Genomic DNA, 17,888 nt, shown 5'->3' with positions numbered 1-17,888 from the left:
ACCCAACCGGCTCGAACATCCCTCCATCGGCTTAAAAGTAAATATATAGGCTCCGCTCTTCAAGATCGCTTGGGTAGCTCCAAAGGCGGGTATCCGCACCCGCAGTCTCAGAATGAGGCATCCTGGGGGATGCAGCTAAGGACTATAGGGCGATGGCTATGAATAGCCATCGCTGGATGAGCTTACCCGATATTCACCTGCGGCTCCTCATAGAGCCAGTGAACTCGCAGGGTAGCGGTGAGCGGTAAATCACTTAACGAACGCCCGTTTATTCCAGTCGGTCAAAAAACTCTGCTGCAGAACGCGCGCGGTGGGGATATGAGACTGCAAGCTCCTGTTCGTTCAATGCGAACCTTTTGAGTTTAAAGGTTCCATAAATCTCACGCATCTCATACATTTTAATAGGTTTATCCCGCCCCTCTAATGCTTTGATAACCGTGTGTTTGACCGAGTCTATGCAACGCGTGCCAAAGGTCACGTCAGTTACTTCCAGCGGTGAGTCTGATAGGCCTCGGCGTCCTATCAATCTCCATTCTTTCTCATACCGCCAGTCTTGAGCTTTACGCAGTAACACCGAAGCATCCACTTCCTTTCGGGCCGCATCATCGCCGTCAAGCATTGCGGCCACTCTGCTTGCGTCAATGAGCCGGCTTCCCCCATATTCCACTTTATGAAGATTCTTCTGAGCGTCTACAGGAACTTCGTAACCGATACAAAGGCCATGGTGCTGGTCTCCATAGTGGCTCCACATAAGAGGGCAGGAGTTTCTTGTTGCGAGCGAGAGCACTCCCTTGTCGTATGCTTGAATGAGCTCAATCTGTAACTGGTAGGTTAAGAGCTGAACTTGTGGACTGGGAGAAATATTACGATATTCAGGATTGGTCGCATTATAAGCAATGTCCGCAATAATCCGCTCTGCTTGACGCTTACTATGCCGCTGGATGTGACCTACGGTCTTAGGGCCTCGATACATTATCGCCTTAGCAGCGGCTGCCATCTCCGCAGAGATCCTGTTCTCTATTAGCTTTCGAAGTGTGTGTTCGAGCTGATCAACAGGAAGATCCGGGTTAATACAGGGCTTTGTGTCAAGCGGGTCATTGAACGAAGCAGGATCGGCAAAGTAGATCTTGTCCGATACCAGTAAATCGACGGTTAGCGCACTGAATGCTTTGTATTTGTACAACCGTTTTGGAGCTTCCATTTTGGCATCCTTGGCAAATCGTAAGAAATATCAAACAGCATAATTTCGTCGTAACACGCTTACTCCAGCCTGATTTTTTGCCCAACTCCGGACACCTTGATGCGTCCGTTCTACTCCTAGAAATTCATGCTGCGTCCTGACCCACAATGCAGCGACATCACTGGGAATCCAGCCAAGTCTCCACTTTGTAGATCCTGCCAACCTCAAAAAGCTTCGGCTTGGCCAAGTCGAGCATCTTGAGTAGTCGCTGCTTTTCCGTCAGGGATGGAAACCACTCGTCAATCTCGATATTGCAGTGCTCGGATTCGCTCAGGGCCCATCTCACAATCATATCCCCCGCCGCTCGGTAGTGATCCGCCATGAAGAGCAGTTGCCCGTCTAAAAACCAACCGCGCTTGGCCAGTTGTTCAGTTACGTCAATGACGCCCGCGTCGCCAAAAAATCCCGTGGTGTCAGGATAGTGAATACCTGCCAAAGACACTTTCGCTACGCCCGAATCCCGGTCGAAGTAGGACAGGAAATGCCACCCACCAGTGGGGCTTTCATGGTGCGGGAAGTTGATAGCAGCTTTCCCAGTAATATAATGCTCAAGTGAAACGCGTTTGAGATCAAAATCGAAGAGCGGCTGGGTCATGGAAGCTTTTTGAGCCGGGCCAGCCCCTGTTTGATATGACCAGCATTCTCACCAATCGTGTAAAGCGCACCACGAACGTTGTCGCCAACTTCCGCATGTCCCTGGGCCTCCACATGGAGGGTTAGCTCCATGAGAGCCGCCTCGAGGGCTAGCTGGTTTTGGCACATTCTTTCCAGAACGTCTGACAGCGAGTATTCACCGGGCATCTACGTGGACTCCTTGATTACGACCCAGCATAGCTCAGAGAGAAGTCAGCAACTTTGAACTAATCATGACGACCATTCCCCTATGCACTTGGTCGGTTTTTATTGATCCGCCGTAACGGATCTATCAGAGGCCGGGCCTCCGTTGAAGCTGAAATCGGTGGTGCCGTGGGTGATCCATTCGACCAGCTTTTCCTTCGGTGTGTAAGCCACCACTCCATGCTTTTGAGTCGGATCGAATCTTAAGACGCGCCATATACCAAAATCGGGGCCAAAGTCGATGAACACGGGTTTGGAAACCAACCAGCGAGCAAAGAGCTTGCTGCGGGAATACCAGCTAAATGAAGCCAGTCCATTCTCCGACACTTTCGACAAACCCATTCTGAAGTTGTACCTGTCGAACTCAGTTCGCGTGCCATCGATCACCCAGATCATATTTTGATAGAAGTTTTGCCTCGCGTTGACCTCTTCGGGATGTATCGTCGATCTCTGAAACTCAATAACCATCCCTGAAGGAGTTCGGACATCTGCTATATGTCGCTCCCCTGAGGATGCTTGCAACACAACTTCCTGCCACTCGGTTGGGAACATATTCTTCCAATCGCGATGCCATGCCGTTTCCGTTTCCCACCACGGATCGCAATTGTCCAAACGTTTATGAGCCCAATGCCAGACGACATGGTTCCCGCATTTAGCGACGGTCTGGGAACCACAAAAACTGCAAACACCACGTGCTTTTGGAGTGGCCTCTACACGAGCGCCTTCAAGCAATGAGTATTTCATTTTCTTCCTTGATGATAAAAATGGGGGCGGTAGCTCTTAACTTCCTAGTTGTCAGTACCTTGTGACCCACAGGACGAAAGACAATATCTGAACACGGAAGTCGTCCTAGCAGCCCGGCAGGCCTGCGTAAATGCGTAAAGAAGCAGGAGGCGGAGGGTGCTCCCACTTAAATCGCCTTCAGGAGACGCTCAAGCGTTTGATGCTCCCATGTGCTAAGCATAGCAATGGGATCTGTGCCAAAGCGATCTCCCGAGTCAAAAGACCAGCGCCGCCCGTCAGGGCTTATGCACTCCTCGCAGTAGTCCAGCTCATCGCGGTCGTTATGAATAGAAATTCGCCAACCTTCGACATTAACTTGGAAGCGCTCCGCATAAATTTCGTCCCATCCCCGCTCGCAGGCTCTAACCATAATTAGCCGGCCAAGAGCTACCTCCCTCAGCACTTGGCTGACCTCTCGCGCTGAGAGTGGAGTCTCTTCGGTAACGCCATCGAGCTGCGACGAACGAGCTGCCGCTCTGGCCTCTTTCAACAATTGCTCAGCGTACATAGCCGGATCATCATCTGGCAACGGGTAGCCTGCAGCAGATAGAGCTTCGGCGCGCTCTTCAATGAGCAGACGCTCGGGATCGCGAACCGTTTGGTAGGCTCTGCCTGGTACGCGTCGAGTTGTGTCCATTCCCGGCTCCCCAGAAGGCTGATGACTAAGAGCGACTTAATTACTTTTAGAACGATAACAGAACGCTTCGAATAGCGATGCCGAGCTCCGAATCATGAGGGTACGATGCGTTGCGATCTATGCTTCACAGAGGCTCAGACGCCAAGCAAGCGGAGCGCGCAGGCGTGAGGGATGCGAGCCCGCAGGGGGCGAGACAAGCCTTGGCGGGGCTCGATTCACGGCAGCCTGACGCCGCAGGCGGCATGCCATCAACGCTAACAATAGGTAACTCGAATGCCCGACGATGAACTCCGCGAACTGGAGGCCAAGAGACGAAAGGCTTTGTGGATGATTGAGAACATAGCTCCAGGTGATCCGAAGGCGTTCGAAGCTTTATCCATCCTTGATGACCTTGAGCTTCAAGAACGTAAATACTCCCCCAATGCTGACAAGGCACTTGAGCTCAACAAGCTTCGGGATTGTGTCACGGTGCAGCATCACCACTCTGGAATCGACATCATTTTGGAGCAGACTATCCCGCAGCCCTGGAGGGAGCGCTTCGTTCAGGCAAGTATCGGCTCCACCAGGTTGCTTGATAGGCCATACGCCTCAGACTGGGATAAATTTTTGGCTTGCTGGGAAACAGAGATGCAACACCTCGAGGCACACAGAGCTGCCTGCAGTAAGCCCAAGCTGGATTGATGCAAACGGAGAATAGACGTGGAGCGAGACGGCGATGACACCGTGTATTGCGATATCCAAATGCCGGTGGCTCAAGGGCGGGAGCTATTGGAGTTTGTGAACGCCCTGCGAGAGTCGAAAGCTCATCCACGTCTCGACAGAGTCTTCGAACACATTCAGTACGAGCTCAGCACGTCCATCGATATCGTGGATAACCCGCCAACGTGGGGGCCCTGGTGCGAGTAAAACTCCTCACCGTCGAGTTGTTAAGCTATAGCGAAGCCGCTATAGCGCGTCGAGGGTTGAATTTCGAAAAACTTATTTCTGGCATCTATGGTAGGTGTGGATGTGCGCAAGAATAGCGTTACTTTTTCGCCATCTTTTAGGAGGTCAAAATAGGGCTCACTAGATCTTACTCTAATCCGGATTTGTGCTCTGTTAGCATCACTCGAAAACTTACGGAATGTTTTGATGTAGAACGAGCCGTTAAACAACTCAACCGATGCGGCTCCAAAAACAATAGAACTGTTCCAGCTTGCTGAGTTGATATCCTCCCCAGCGTGACTCAACGGAACGAATGCATCAAAGTAATTAGATGGCTCATTTTCAACATGGAGCTGATGCTCGATTCGTTCGTTCATGCTCAAAATTCTCCAAGCATCGACAACTTCCTGTAGCGTGCCAGGGTGGATTGCTGGAGAGCTCTGAACTTGTTGGGCAAGCGCAAGCATTTGTGCTCGCGTAGGCATGGCCTTTTTTTTCGTAGTAGGAACTGCGCCTAAGTGGCTTGGGATAATTGTAGGGGCTACTGCCATTGCAACTTTTTTTTGTTCTCCCTGAACATTGGAGGTCTCAATGGACTCTTTTTCGTTCTTACATCCCGTGACATGCCTGTTTGGTGCCCTAAAGAATTTGTTGTTCCTTTGCGCAGGGACGACCTTTTCCAAGCAGTTCGGTTCAGGACAAAAATAATAGAAAGCGGAGTTGTCTTTTGCGTACTCTGCCGACACGTTGGCGCCCACCTCCCAGCACACTGCGGTGGTCATCAATTCAGAGCTCATATTTCTTATTCCTTAATTATGTGATGTTACAAGCTTTGCTCGCCTGAAAACTCATCCTATCCACAGTGATGGCCCATGACTATCTGTGGTTTTCATCTTGTCCTGAAATGGAGGGTGAATTGAGGGACTATCAAGGTCGCGTCAAACTTAAAGAGCTCATTACTGAGCAAGCGACATCTACGCTAAGCCTGCTTAGGTTCTGGAGGATGCGCGTTCCGAGCGCACTGCAAAGCTAAGCCGTAGGCGTCTGCGAGGTGAGGCGCAATACAGCCCTCCATGCTTATGTGTTGTGTCATCACGTTGGAATGATCTGCGTCATCCAATTTGCGATGAAAAATCAGCCAACTGTGCAGGTGCGGAGTCGTCTGCGTGGGATGGCTCCCTGCTGCCGCCGAAAGCTTTCTAGCACCCTGATCGTCGGTCATCACAGCCAAACCACGACTCATGGCGAATGCGATAGAGGACAACTCCCCCTTTCCAAGACGCCTAAGGTTTTCCAACCTACTGATGGCTTGAAGATCATCGAGACTGCAAGCATGTACCGGGAACTGGCCCTTTTCACGCGCATCAATTAGTCGACGCTGCAGCTCGCGGCCAGCGTCGGTTGGTGATGTGCGGGGCTTTACTAGACACTCGTAGTTCACGAACTCCGTGACGCAGAAGTGGCATTGCGCAGCCAGCGCAGCGCGGTACAGGGTGCTAGACGATAGGACATTCCATACCGAACAGGTGTCTGTCACATTGATCAAATGGAAGCGGGACGGGTCAATGGCCATTGGAGGATCTTCCATAAAGGCTGAGCAACTCTTGAAGCCCTCCCAAGTCACAAAGCAAGGCTTCAGCCAGACGCCCCTGGGTTATGACGCCACGACTCTCAGCGTCCAGACATAGCGCTACGTAACTATCAGATAGCCCCTTCTCCAGTAACCTGGCCTTACGTTCACGTTGATGCGTCGTCAACTGAGCCGGTAATTCGGGATCAATCTTAAGTTCTCTCGGCACGCGGTAAGACTTTATTCGCTGCAATGCTAGCGCGCTAATAAGTCCCTCTGACTTCAGACCTACGCCCAACGCAACGCAGCTGACACGCAATTGATTAGCCCAATGCTCGGTATTTGCCTGCGTCCATTGTTCTGGGTCAGGGAGCTGTCGAAGGAACTCTGGAGGCATTAAATACCGGGAAGCAAAAGCGTTTGCTCTCACTTCTACAAGATCATCCTTAGCCGCACGGGAATACGTGATACTGGGGCCAGTTTGCGCATCAAAAAGAGCGTGAGCAAACTCATGTGCCGCGCTAAACCGTTGCCGGTATACGTCTTCGCTGTAGTTGACCAGAATGCACTTCCCAGCCGTAGGGTGAGCTAGGAAGAGCCCTGATATGTTGGAATTGCCAAGCTTCCGACGAAATACGTGCACGCCGGTCTGGCGAATCTCTTGGTACACATCCCGAGGAACGGCATTGCTAGCGTGCTGGTTGAAGCGGCGAAAGGCTTCAGCCGCTCGGATCCCATCATTTTTAAAATGCCCGGAAGCCTGGGGCGCGGGAAACTCGAGCTGCCTTGCATTAAGCTCTCTCATCAAGAAGTCTTCTGTTTCGCAGAGGTACAGGAATTCCTGCACAGATCGTCGATCCTCCTTGGTGAATTCAGCGCCGTGCCTGCGATACAGGATTTCGGTCTGTTCAAAAGGGGCGAGTGCTCGTTCGAGATGAAGAATTTGAAGTTGCAGTGGTAGAAGTCGGCCAGGATAAGCACTTCATCACCAGTAGGCGCTTGGGAGCCAGCTTCAACTGACAGCAGGCGCTCAAGGGGGATGCGGGTGGCTGCACTTACCTCCTCCTTGCTCATCGCAAGCTGCTCGCGATACCGAGACAGCTTTGAACCCAAAACAGTTAGATTCATTGCTACACCCACTCTCCTGATCGGGACCGTCTGATCCTAAATGTATTTGGCATGGTCTGGCTATAGCCCCACCCGATGGGCGCAGGTCAGCGGCCAGCTATCAGAACCTGGGCAAATAGCGTTTGCAGTTCGACTGGGGAGGTAATCACGCTGCCTGACGCATCTCCGCCGTCACCGGAAAATCAATGCAAGGAACCAGCGGGTAAGCGGAGCGCGCAGGCGTGAGGACGGAAGCCCGAAGAGCCGAGACCTTGGCACCGCCGAGGCTCGGTACAAGACAGCCGCTTCCAGTAGGGACACGCCCCAACCGAAAGCGCAGGGTCATCAAAGCTCGGCATCCCAAGCATCCATCGCCTCACTCAAAGCCGCGTACCACTGGAGATCACCGGGCTGTAGAGCATTCGCGATTTGCCTGTTGGTATTACCGTCAACCCAAGTCGGTAGACACTCTATGGCTTCTGTGAACAGACTGGCTGTAGCGACAGCAAATCGCCCCGTACTTGTAGACTGAAGGCACACGTATCGCACGGTAGCGCCGGTCTCCAACCGACGCCAAGCCACCACCTCGATACAGTCCATGGCACTCACTGGAGCCTCAACGGCGGGACTCGCTTCCTGCTCCACCTGGACGTCCCCTGCTGCCTTGAATGATCCGCTAGGCGCTCCTGGATTGTGGACAAGATGCTTCAACTGCTCACGTGAGGCGATTATCTGTTCGCGGAACTCTTCGGGATCGATAGACATGCCGCCCCGGTCGGTGACCGAAAGGGTCTTCAGGCTGTTTGCTGCCAAGATGAACTCGCGTTCACGAGCTTTTTCCCGCTCGGAACGGCGGTCGGGGAATAGCCAGGCATTTAGCCGCCGGAGGTTGGTCATTGTTGCTCCAGATGCTGTCTTGGTTTAGCAGTGGTGAGTACAAAGGCTACCACTGACATGGCTCATCGCCTGAGGCTGGCTCAAAAGGTGTGATATGGGCGGTATCTTTATTTCTGGCAATTAACATTTGGCTAAGGCCAACCTGTCGACTAAATGCCTTCGGCGGCAGCGCGACCGCCTCCTTCACTGCTTCGATGTCCCCAACCAGAATCACCTGAACCTCAGCTCGGGACGTAGCCGTGTAGATGAAGGTGCGATCAAGCACTCGTGATTTGCGTACTGGCACAATCACCCGTTTGAACTGGCTACCCTGGCCTTTGTGAACGGTGATTGCATAAGCGTGCTGGATTATGTCCACGTCGCTGTCGAGGACGTAGTGGTCTACACCTTCGTAGATCGCTCGCCCCAACCCTATTCGAATGTCAGGGTTCTCATCGTCACCCAGGTTTATGTTTTGCGGTTTATCGAAAACCTCAATGAGCTTGCCCAACGAGCCGTTCTGCAAGTTGCGCTGCCAGCTATTAGCGGTGTACAGCAGCAGATCGCCTTCGCAGAAGCCGGTCGCTTCAACATCGCCGGTTGACGGATTGACGGCCATTAGATGACGTCCGTGTCCAGCGTACCGGACGTGACAGATCCGATTGATGGCCTCTACCCCAGCAAATTGACATGAGCGCGTTGCGGCGAGTATTTGGGTGTCGTCACGATCCTGTTCGTAGAGCTTTAGGATGGTCGGGATGACCTGATCATCGGAGCAACGGATGAACACTACATCGTCCGCTGTATTTGTCGAGAACGCTGGCCAGCGACCTTCCCTGATCGCCTTCGCTGCAGCGGGAATGGCAGATCCTTTAGCCTGGCGTTTAACTTCAGTGAGCTCCGTCTTCGGCATGCTTGGCAAATCACAAAGCACGTGCAAGACAAGACCAGCCCCAATAGGTGGAAGTTGATACGGGTCTCCCACAAGGATGAGGTGAGCGCCAGCTGGAAGCTTACAGACCAGGCGATGGAAAGCCACCAAGTCGAGCATTGAGGCTTCGTCGATCACGATGATTGGGGATGGCCCCATGTCTTTATTAGTGACGCGGCGCAAAAAGCCCGCAATGGTGATCGCCTCTCTGTGAGTCGCCTCTGCCATACGGGCTGTTGCCCGCCCCGCCAGTGCCATCTGGAAGCATGGCCGACCCAATGTATCCAAGACTCGGTACAACGCTTTGAGTACCGTTGTCTTACCAACTCCAGCTCCGCCCGTGATGATGCTGAAGCGATTTTCGAAAGACGTCCGGATTGCTGCCTTTTGAGCCTCGTTCAGAGCAAAGCTTGGAACCCCGAGGTGCGTTCGTTCATGACTTTCAAAGTCATCGATCACAGCATCGATGTCAGCTGGAAAGAGTTGTTGCGGTGTATCCAGGTTACGGAGCAGCTCAGTGATGAACTCAGCACATTGACGCTCCATGAGGAAGGCACCGGGGGCGTGCAAAAACAGATCACCGTTGACTGCTTGACGCGTTACGAATTGGCCAGTGGTTTTGCCCCGAAGAAGTGCTTCGTCCAAAGCTGCTTCGGGAGCTAGATACGGCGCAACTAGCCGATTGACCGTGCCAAGAAGGTCTTTCAAGGTGGCACAGGTGTGACCTTTGCTAGCTACTCGATAGAGAGCTTCTTCCAAAGCTGCAGCGAGCCTGCGCGGGTCATTGAGGACTACGCCGAATTTGGCTCGAGCGATGCTGTCGACACGATCCCAGCTTCCCTCAAAGCTCAGAAGCCGGTAAGGATCTTCAGTCAGCGCACCGGTGGTGTTCTTCTTGTGAAATTTGATTACCTTCCTGGCCAGATCTAGAGGTATATCGTGCTCCTGGACGAAGCGCAGAGTATTGGAGTCTCCATCTTCGGCCCACTTATCGAAGAGGCCCGAGCGAAGGTGTTCAGACGGAATGACCGACTGCACTGCGTCGTGATCCCGATTATCCAGCATGTCATACAGCCGCTCGCCATGAGCATCCCATAGCTTGGTGGCTTTGACCTCACGGATACCGGTCACATGATCAGCAATCCACTGAATTACTTGACTACCGGAAGGGCGAACAAGGCGAATGTCCTGAACCGCTATCTGCGTTTCCGTGACGATATAGGAGCCATGGGCATGTTGGATGCTCCGTGTCTCACCATAGACCTCGTAGATACCCCCAACGGAGATGTTTCCAGGATCGATGATGGTACTGGGAACGCTGATCACCAGCGCAGTGGCGCGGTCGCACAGGCCGGCTGAGAGGTCGACACGGTGTCCGAAGGCGATACAGCTACGACGGCTCTTCGACCGCACACGGGTGATACGAATTGTGGCATTGAGCAATTTTTGGGCGGGGGCATTCATCGTGGCAGCCGTCCAGTTTCTTCCAGGAAGGAAGACATCAACTTGTATCTCTCAAGCAGGGCTTTAACTTGGTTTAACTCAGTACGCAGAGACGCGTTTTCGAACTCCAAGGAATTCAGCCGTTGGCTATCCTGATGGTGTTGCTTGGCTTCACGATCACGCATTGGTGGCTCTTGGCTAGAGAGAGAAACTGCGGGATTTTGATCGGCCAAGACGCCAGCGTCCTTAAGTCGCGCCTCAAGCGCTTCCAGCGCACTTTTGATAGCTGGATTCTGTATCAGTGCGCTCTTACCGAAGCCGCATTCTGCGGAAATTACTGAACGCTTGAGCTTGCCTCGGTGGACATACTCACAAAAGTCATCGTCTGACTTCGATGCTGACCAAGATAAGAAAGCTTTCAGATTCTGCGCGGCTACCTGTTGACCACTTGCCATAGCTCAGATCTCCTTGAGAACCTTTTTGATGGCATTCACGTATCCGTGCTTGTAGATTTCGCGCTTATTTTCGTCCTTGACCTGGCCGGCTGCGCTGACAGTCCATTCATGGTACTCAAAAAACTCGTCCGAAATAGCAGCCTTCAACGCTTCGACTTCCATTTCATTGAGGTTCAATGTCTGGACGAGCTGTACGGCACCGCTTTCTATGGGCTGATCGAAATGTTGCACGGGTCTCCTGTCCACAATCAGCTCACTGTGCGCCTTGAGGGTATTGAGCTCATTGCGATAGCGGTTACGCTCAGCAATGATCTGACCAAAGATGGCTCGCATAGCGGGATCCGAGAGTCGCGTAAGTAGCTCGTAATCCTTCGGAACCCGATTAGCCTTGGACAGAGGATTGAAGGGGGCTTTCATTGAGGCGCCAGCGTGGGCAGCCCAAGCCTCAATGAGCTGCCGAAAGACCAGCCCCGTCTTATTTCGAATAGTTTGGGCGCTCGGGCCTCCTCGCTGTACCGACAAGCGCGCAATTTCTGCAATCGAGAAATTCCGCTCGCCTGCCGCATGCCGCGCCTTCAGCACGTCATTGAGAACGCTGAGCGATCTCGCCTGTCGGGTTGAGGCTTGCGATTTGAGATCTTCGAAGATCGCCTGAGCATCAATCATGGGTCGAGTCCAGAAACGGTTTTCCCTGAAGTTGCGATTAGATCGGACAACTTCATCACCGGGCCTTGGTATACCTCTTTTAGGGCTTTGATGCCCTCTGGGAGGAGTTTCATGTGTTGTCCGGCCTCAAGTAGCCCTGATACGCAGGTAAAGCCTTCCAGCTGGTCATTTGGCGCTACTTTCCGGGCCATCGCTCGCATCATGGCATTGCCAGCAATGAGCTGCATACGCTCATCCATTTGCATGAAAACAGGCGTATAGCCATTTTTCATTAGCAGCCGATTCAGTGTTCTTGAGCGCTTTTCAATCGCCGGAGTCTTTCTGAGATCGTCAGCCAAATCGGGATAAATCTCAGCGTCGTTGCAGATCTGCGACAATTGAAGCAGCTCTGAATCAGTTTCGATGAAGCTAATCGGCTGATGAATATCTTGCATGCTACCCACAGCAACTATTTTCTTGCTGTTGTCACCGCTTTCCCTAGCTTGCTCTACTGAAATTAGGCGCCCAATCAATTGAAAACAGGCCACCAGATCTTTAGCCAGTAAATCCGCAAGTACAATTTGCTTTTCATATCGCCGCTCTGCCTCCTGCAGCAGACTTTGATCTAAAAATGGAAGTCCTTGCTCTACTGCATGGTATCGGGCATCTAAAAGACTATCCCGAACCTGCTCATGCTCAACCGCCAAGTTAGCCGCAAGGGAAGCTTTGTAGCTGATCGAGTTAAAGTGTGCCCTCAAGGCGTCCAGATAGGTTGCGTCGGTGATAAACCAGCGGCACCGAATACAATTTTCAGGGCCGTTAGGAACAGGGCCATAAACATCTCTGATGGGCTCTCCACCATTCCAACACCCACCCACACTGCCAACCTCATCAGATCTTGATGTGTTCCCACCAACCAGACACAACCCAATGTGGCGATATTCCCAGCCAACCGGGTTGCGGTTCACCAGCACTGCTTGCAGTGAAGCCTCATCTCGATATGCAGTTCGTGAACTAATTTGTCGAAGGTCTGCATCACGCAGAAAAATACGGAGGGTGTCAGCCTGATGAGCTTCCAGCCTTACAGTCGCAATGTCCATAGCCTCGGACATCATTGCTACAGTGGGCTTGACATAATAGAGCGTCATAAGAAGTCGTGAGTGGCCTGCCAAGAGTTTTGACAAAACCGGCATAGGCACCTGCCCCTCCATTGCATAGCACGTCAGCAAAGACACTCTTAGGCTGTGCATTGGAAATTCTGTTACAACTTTCACCTCGTTAGAATCAGCTGGGTATTGCCGAACGAAGCGAATGCGGGAGCCGTCGCTAAGGGTCTGTCCCCGCTCAGCGATTTGCTCCTCTAATGCACTCAGCAGCCGATACCAATGAGTTGATAGCTGAGCGGAAGTGATAGGCTTATCCCGATCTCCTTCTCTCTCACAAGGATTGCGAAAAAGGAAACAGATCGAACCCATCTCGCGGCGCGCTTGCTCCGACTTCGCCTTGCCAAAAAACTTAGATTGCAAATCCGTGCAAGCAGTTTGCTCACAGATAGGATTATAGTTTTCTTGCCAGTTCCTAAGCTTTTCCAGCCAATGCAATACTTCTGCATGCTGCCAGGGAATTGTATAACCACGCTCGCGATCATCTTTATTTTGATCGGCAGTCTTATTGGTATTAACGTACAATCCAGTCATAATATCGCCGATATCCGCACTACGAATACGGCAAAACACACCACGATTCCATGGATTCTTTTCAGTGCCTAACTTGAAACCATGCTTATCATTAATCACCCATTCGCCTTGATGGTATCGCCAGGTGTCGGCCTCTCCTGAGTCCAAAAAACGAACCTGATAGGTACGCAATGGTAAGTGCAACTTTACCAGCAAAGCAACTGAGCGAACAGGAGACCACATTTCGTAAATTTGTATTTTCCGCGCCACCGTACTACCATCACGCCGCAACACAGTACGTGTGCGCCACACACAGTCGAGATCAGACGTATCAATAAGAGACTGATTAACTTCAAACCAGTCCCCAGCATTATTCGCTGAGCTTCCATCTGATCGTTCATGAGTAAACACTCCATGCGACCAACTCCAGTCGGAAAAATTTCCGAACGGCTGAGGACAAAGGATCTTCCTCACATCCTTAATGTAGGCATAAGGCAATGGATTGCTTACAGCCTCAGTAAAATTAAGCCCTTTTTTGCTAGCCTTCGTGAAAGGATTGTTTACGATTGGCAACATACGGCCTTCGTCATCAGGCTCGCTAAAATGATTAGCGATCACCCAGTCAAGAAAATCAACGATATAGTTCTGAGTTCTCGCTGCTCCTGCTAGCTGTTGAGACCCCTGGAGCATTTGTGACAGATCTGGTAGAGCATTATTCTTGCCCATCGTGAAAAAATCATACGGATTATGGGCGCCGGTCACAATTGGCAAATAATCTTTAGAAAGTATTATCAGCGCTCTAATCTTCCAACTAAGTGCCTCATGCTGACTCACAATCCAACTGGATATCAAAGCACGCCAACTTTCCCATTTAGCGCCGTGCTCACTGGTCAACCAAGAAAACGTAATATCGGTGCTTCTACCATTCTTTTTTGAAATCTTTTGTGGCGAAACCATTATTATTTCCTTAGTTTGGCGTTTGCGCCTGACAGAAGTCCAGCTGGATCGATGTCTTCAAATCCGGTTTTCAGCAACTCGTCCCAGTTGGTAAAGGAAGAAACGGGGCTACCTTGAGGCTCTGGTGAAGCTTCCAGACGCTGGCTAGCCTCAGTCAAAGCGTGACTGACATCTGCGATTCCTGGGGACGTGTATACGGCTTGAGATTCAAGCGATGAATGATGCAGGGCCTTCTTGCGCATGACCGGATCAATTCCAGCGCGAGTCATTCGTCGTCCATAAGCGTGCCGATGACCATGCGGGGAGCGACCTTCAACTTTGGCCGGTAACATGCCGAGTCGGGCCAGCGCTGCTGCGTAGTTCTCGTTGAAAGCATTAAGAGTGTAGGGCTGCCCTAAACTTTTCTTTTCGTAAGATACAAACGCATAAGGGTGGTAGCGTTCAACGCCTACTAGGTAACGTAAATGCTCGCGCCACAATTTGAGAAAAAGGCGAGAAAAATCAGATGGGAACCAGTAAAGCTGGATGAAGCCATCACGATGGTCTGGCGACCGGTTTTTCCAGCCTACGCGCTTAGTACCTCTCAACCGGTTACGTGGAGGAAGCGCGTATACCTCTCGCAGGTAGGCCGAGCGATTGGACTTTCCTGTACGACTCTTCCAGCCATCAGGCGCTTTTCCGTCCTCCGGATGATAGATACGAACAATGACTTTCGTATCATCGTGCGGGTCGTCGGTGACATCCTGTACCCAGAGATGGAGCGGTTCACTTTCACGAAGACCGGCACCGTGCATCATGATTGCGATTAATTGGTCTCGGACAGCGCAACGACGATCCTTAGCGCCGCCAAGGCCTTCCAGATAAAAACGCTCAAACAAAGGCTCTGGAAAGGCAACTGCATCATCCTCAACCCGACTTAAAGCCCGCCGACCTTTGACATACCTAACCCTGCCAACTGTATCGTTCACGGTTTTGTTCGCTACATGGCCTAAAAAATCGTTCTGATTCCTGCGGTGCCATGCGGCATACATAAGGCGCTGATCATGAGTGTTGGCAGTGATCAACGGGTTCATGTGATCGACACCATGATGATCGGCGAGGTAATCCGTCAGTCCCTTGAGAGCATTCAGATGCTTATTGGCGTTCGCAGTGCTTGCGGGGATCCAATAGAGACCAGAAGGGTCGAGCCCATCATCTCCTACTGTCCCGCTGTATAACCGAGCAGCGAAGGTCTGAAAAAGTACCCTAGGACTTGAAAACATCCCTTCGTTAGCCTCCATGTACTCAACCAGCAGTTTGGTCGCTTTAACAACCATGCTCAGCCAACCCTGACTGCGCTCCGCATGCATGAGCAGGAGATAGTCAAGCAAAGGCGTTACAACACCTTGTTCGGTGAGCAAAATAGGAATTTCGCTACGGAAACCCGAATTGTCGACCACGATCTTCGCATAGGTATTCAGTGCCGGCACTCGGATTCCCTCTGGAGTCTGCTCAGAGACGATAGTAACAATAGTACACTTTCAGCTATCAAGAAGATAAAACTGCAAGCATTAAAAAAGCCCTCTACAAGAGGGCTTTTCGTACATCTAGTACATCTTGAACCGCTGCAAAGAACCGAAGGTGGCCTTTGTCTGGTGAAGCGTCAGTCAAGCACGAGGCTTACTTGACAGCCCAACCGGTCAGCTCGGCCAGGGCCTTGCCGATGTCTGCCAGCGAACGCACGGTTTTTACGCCTGCGTCTTGCAGCGCAGCGAATTTCTCGTCTGCAGTGCCTTTGCCGCCAGAGATGATTGCGCCAGCATGGCCCATGCGCTTGCCCGGAGGAGCAGTCACACCAGCGATGTAGGAAACAACCGGCTTGGTCACGTGTGCCTTGATGTAGGCAGCCGCTTCTTCTTCAGCCGAACCGCCGATCTCGCCGATCATCACGATCGCTTCGGTCTTCGGGTCTTCCTGGAACAGCTTCAGGATGTCGATGAAGTTCGAACCCGGGATCGGGTCACCACCGATGCCGACGCAGGTCGACTGACCGAAACCGGCGTCAGTGGTCTGCTTCACAGCTTCGTAGGTCAGGGTGCCGGAACGCGAAACGATACCGACCTTGCCTGGCAAGTGAATGTGACCTGGCATGATGCCGATCTTGCATTCGCCTGGGGTGATCACGCCTGGGCAGTTAGGGCCGATCAGGGTAACACCCAGCTCGTCGCACTTAACTTTGGCGTCCAGCATGTCCAGGGTAGGAATGCCTTCGGTGATGCAGACGATCAGCTTGATGCCGCCGAAAGCAGCTTCCAGGATCGAGTCCTTGCAGAAAGGAGCCGGAACGTAGATCACGCTGGCGGTAGCGCCAGTGGCTGCGACTGCGTCTTTAACGGTGTTGAACACTGGCAGACCCAGGTGCTCGGTGCCGCCTTTGCCCGGAGTTACGCCACCCACCATCTTGGTGCCGTATTCGATGGCTTGCTGGGTGTGGAAACTACCTTGCGAACCGGTAATACCCTGGCAGATAACTTTGGTGTCTTTATTGATCAGGACGCTCATTATTTGCCCTCCGCAGCTTTGACAACTTGTTGAGCAGCGTCGGTCAGGCTGGTAGCAGCGATGATGTTCAAACCGCTTTCTGCCAGTACTTTAGCGCCCAGCTCAGCGTTGTTGCCTTCAAGGCGAACAACAACCGGGATTTTCACGCCGACTTCTTTCACGGCGCCGATGATGCCTTCGGCAATCATGTCGCAGCGAACGATGCCGCCGAAGATGTTGACCAGTACTGCAGCGACGTTGGTGTCGGACAGGATGATCTTGAAGGCTTCGGTCACGCGCTCTTTGGTAGCACCACCACCTACGTCGAGGAAGTTGGCTGGCTTGCCGCCGTGCAGGTTGACGATGTCCATGGTACCCATGGCCAGGCCGGCACCGTTGACCATGCAGCCGATGTTGCCTTCCAGGGCTACGTAGTTCAGTTCGAACTTGGCAGCGTGCGCTTCGCGCGGATCGTCTTGCGACGGATCGTGGAAAGTCTTCAGCTTAGGCTGACGGTACATGGCGTTGGCGTCGATGTTGATCTTGGCGTCCAGGCAGTGCAGATCGCCGTCAGCCTTGATCACCAGCGGGTTCACTTCCAGCAGGGCCAGATCGTGATCCTGGAACAGTTTGGCCAGACCGACGAAGATCTTGGCGAACTGGGCAACTTGCTTGCCTTCCAGACCCAGTTGGAACGCCAGCTCGCGACCCTGGAATGGCTGAGCGCCAACCAGTGGATCGATAGTGGCTTTCAGAATTTTTTCTGGGGTGTCGTGAGCGATTTTCTCGATGTCCACGCCACCTTCGGTGGAAGCCATGAACACGATGCGACGGCTCGAACGGTCAACGACAGCGCCCAGGTACAGCTCTTTAGCGATATCAGTGCACGATTCAACCAGGATCTTGGTGACTGGCTGACCATTGGCGTCAGTCTGGTAAGTCACCAGACGCTTGCCCAGCCACTGCTGTGCGAAGGCCTTGGCGTCTTCTTTGTTGCGAACCAGCTTGACGCCGCCCGCTTTACCGCGACCACCGGCGTGGACCTGGGCTTTGACAACCCACTCGCTGCCGCCGATTTTGTCGCAAGCTTCTGCTGCTGCTTCCGGGGTGTCTACTGCGTAACCAGTGGAAACTGGCAGGCCGTATTCAGCGAACAGCTGCTTACCCTGATACTCGTGAAGATTCATGCTTTTTACCGTCTTCGTTAGGTACTGCGCATTCGGCGCTGCGCTCTTGATGAGTGCCGCGCCACCTGTGACTGCTGCTTGCGTAGCCTTTCCGGATACC

At 52.4% G+C, this 17,888-nt stretch carries 18 protein-coding genes; 2 read left to right on the top strand and 16 right to left on the bottom strand.

Annotation, left to right across the window (positions count from 1 at the left end; all coding sequences use genetic code 11):
• Positions 1-268: 268 nt before the first annotated feature.
• The 5 genes from V3W27_RS20110 to V3W27_RS20090 form a co-directional block, all read right to left on the bottom strand.
• Positions 269-1,201 carry a DUF2971 domain-containing protein gene (locus V3W27_RS20110; RefSeq protein ID WP_330207361.1) on the bottom strand — a complete coding sequence of 311 codons (933 nt, stop codon included), beginning with the start codon at positions 1,199-1,201 and terminating at the stop codon, positions 269-271.
• 157 nt (positions 1,202-1,358) lie between these two features.
• The gene (locus V3W27_RS20105; RefSeq protein ID WP_330207360.1) at positions 1,359-1,835 is read right to left on the bottom strand and encodes a hypothetical protein; all 477 of its coding nucleotides are present in this window, start codon (positions 1,833-1,835) and stop codon (positions 1,359-1,361) included.
• The gene (locus V3W27_RS20100; RefSeq protein ID WP_177117323.1) at positions 1,832-2,041 is read right to left on the bottom strand and encodes a hypothetical protein; all 210 of its coding nucleotides are present in this window, start codon (positions 2,039-2,041) and stop codon (positions 1,832-1,834) included. Before V3W27_RS20100 ends, V3W27_RS20105 begins: the two co-directional genes overlap by 4 nt.
• Positions 2,042-2,140: 99 nt before the next feature.
• The gene (locus V3W27_RS20095) at positions 2,141-2,821 is read right to left on the bottom strand and encodes a competence protein CoiA (RefSeq protein ID WP_330207359.1); all 681 of its coding nucleotides are present in this window, start codon (positions 2,819-2,821) and stop codon (positions 2,141-2,143) included.
• A gap of 166 nt (positions 2,822-2,987) precedes the next feature.
• On the bottom strand, positions 2,988-3,497 hold the full coding sequence (locus V3W27_RS20090; protein ID WP_330207358.1) for a DUF7693 family protein: 510 nt from the start codon (positions 3,495-3,497) through the stop codon (positions 2,988-2,990).
• 273 nt (positions 3,498-3,770) lie between these two features.
• On the opposite strand from V3W27_RS20090, the gene V3W27_RS20085 reads away from it, so the two are divergent.
• Together V3W27_RS20085 and V3W27_RS20080 are read left to right on the top strand one after the other, a co-directional pair.
• Positions 3,771-4,178, top strand: a complete 408-nt coding sequence (locus V3W27_RS20085) for a hypothetical protein (RefSeq protein WP_330207357.1) — start codon at positions 3,771-3,773, stop codon at positions 4,176-4,178.
• Between the two features lie 18 nt (positions 4,179-4,196).
• Positions 4,197-4,403, top strand: a complete 207-nt coding sequence (locus tag V3W27_RS20080; RefSeq protein WP_330207356.1) for a hypothetical protein — start codon at positions 4,197-4,199, stop codon at positions 4,401-4,403.
• A 20-nt stretch (positions 4,404-4,423) separates the two neighbouring features.
• Here the strand turns inward: V3W27_RS20080 and V3W27_RS20075 are convergent, their stop codons facing one another.
• From V3W27_RS20075 to sucC, 11 genes are all read right to left on the bottom strand, one after another.
• Positions 4,424-5,218, bottom strand: coding sequence for a hypothetical protein (locus tag V3W27_RS20075; RefSeq protein ID WP_330207355.1), 795 nt, complete (start codon positions 5,216-5,218; stop codon positions 4,424-4,426).
• Between the two features lie 765 nt (positions 5,219-5,983).
• The gene (locus V3W27_RS20070) at positions 5,984-6,838 is read right to left on the bottom strand and encodes an ImmA/IrrE family metallo-endopeptidase (protein WP_330207354.1); all 855 of its coding nucleotides are present in this window, start codon (positions 6,836-6,838) and stop codon (positions 5,984-5,986) included.
• Positions 6,796-7,119 carry a helix-turn-helix domain-containing protein gene (locus V3W27_RS20065; RefSeq protein WP_330207353.1) on the bottom strand — a complete coding sequence of 108 codons (324 nt, stop codon included), beginning with the start codon at positions 7,117-7,119 and terminating at the stop codon, positions 6,796-6,798. The genes V3W27_RS20070 and V3W27_RS20065 overlap by 43 nt, the downstream gene beginning before the upstream one ends.
• Before the next feature lie 324 nt (positions 7,120-7,443).
• Entirely contained in the window at positions 7,444-7,995 is a 552-nt protein-coding gene (locus V3W27_RS20060; RefSeq protein ID WP_330207352.1) for a hypothetical protein, read from the bottom strand.
• A 46-nt stretch (positions 7,996-8,041) separates the two neighbouring features.
• Positions 8,042-10,369 (bottom strand): AAA family ATPase, encoded by a 2,328-nt coding sequence (locus tag V3W27_RS20055; protein ID WP_330207351.1) that lies wholly within the window; start codon positions 10,367-10,369, stop codon positions 8,042-8,044.
• A complete protein-coding gene (locus V3W27_RS20050; protein ID WP_330207350.1) occupies positions 10,366-10,803 on the bottom strand; it encodes a VPA1267 family protein in 438 nt (145 codons plus the stop codon). Before V3W27_RS20050 ends, V3W27_RS20055 begins: the two co-directional genes overlap by 4 nt.
• 3 nt (positions 10,804-10,806) lie before the next feature.
• The gene (gene gmtX, locus V3W27_RS20045; protein ID WP_330207349.1) at positions 10,807-11,469 is read right to left on the bottom strand and encodes a gamma-mobile-trio protein GmtX; all 663 of its coding nucleotides are present in this window, start codon (positions 11,467-11,469) and stop codon (positions 10,807-10,809) included.
• Positions 11,466-14,081 (bottom strand): gamma-mobile-trio integrase GmtZ, encoded by a 2,616-nt coding sequence (gene gmtZ, locus V3W27_RS20040; protein ID WP_330207348.1) that lies wholly within the window; start codon positions 14,079-14,081, stop codon positions 11,466-11,468. Before gmtZ ends, gmtX begins: the two co-directional genes overlap by 4 nt.
• Positions 14,082-14,083: 2 nt before the next feature.
• Complete coding sequence (gene gmtY, locus V3W27_RS20035; RefSeq protein ID WP_330207347.1) at positions 14,084-15,550, bottom strand: gamma-mobile-trio recombinase GmtY; 1,467 nt, start codon at positions 15,548-15,550, stop codon at positions 14,084-14,086.
• Positions 15,551-15,740: 190 nt separating this feature from the next.
• Positions 15,741-16,622 (bottom strand): succinate--CoA ligase subunit alpha, encoded by an 882-nt coding sequence (gene sucD, locus V3W27_RS20030; protein ID WP_003223019.1) that lies wholly within the window; start codon positions 16,620-16,622, stop codon positions 15,741-15,743.
• Positions 16,622-17,788 (bottom strand): ADP-forming succinate--CoA ligase subunit beta, encoded by a 1,167-nt coding sequence (gene sucC / locus V3W27_RS20025; RefSeq protein ID WP_003223015.1) that lies wholly within the window; start codon positions 17,786-17,788, stop codon positions 16,622-16,624. Before sucC ends, sucD begins: the two co-directional genes overlap by 1 nt.
• Positions 17,789-17,888 lie beyond the last annotated feature (100 nt).

The organism is Pseudomonas sp. AM14(2022) (genome assembly GCF_036346455.1).
Lineage (GTDB): Bacteria > Pseudomonadota > Gammaproteobacteria > Pseudomonadales > Pseudomonadaceae > Aquipseudomonas > Aquipseudomonas putida_A.
Note: the sequence above shows the minus strand (reverse complement) of the source record. Positions and strands in the feature narration are given on the sequence as shown.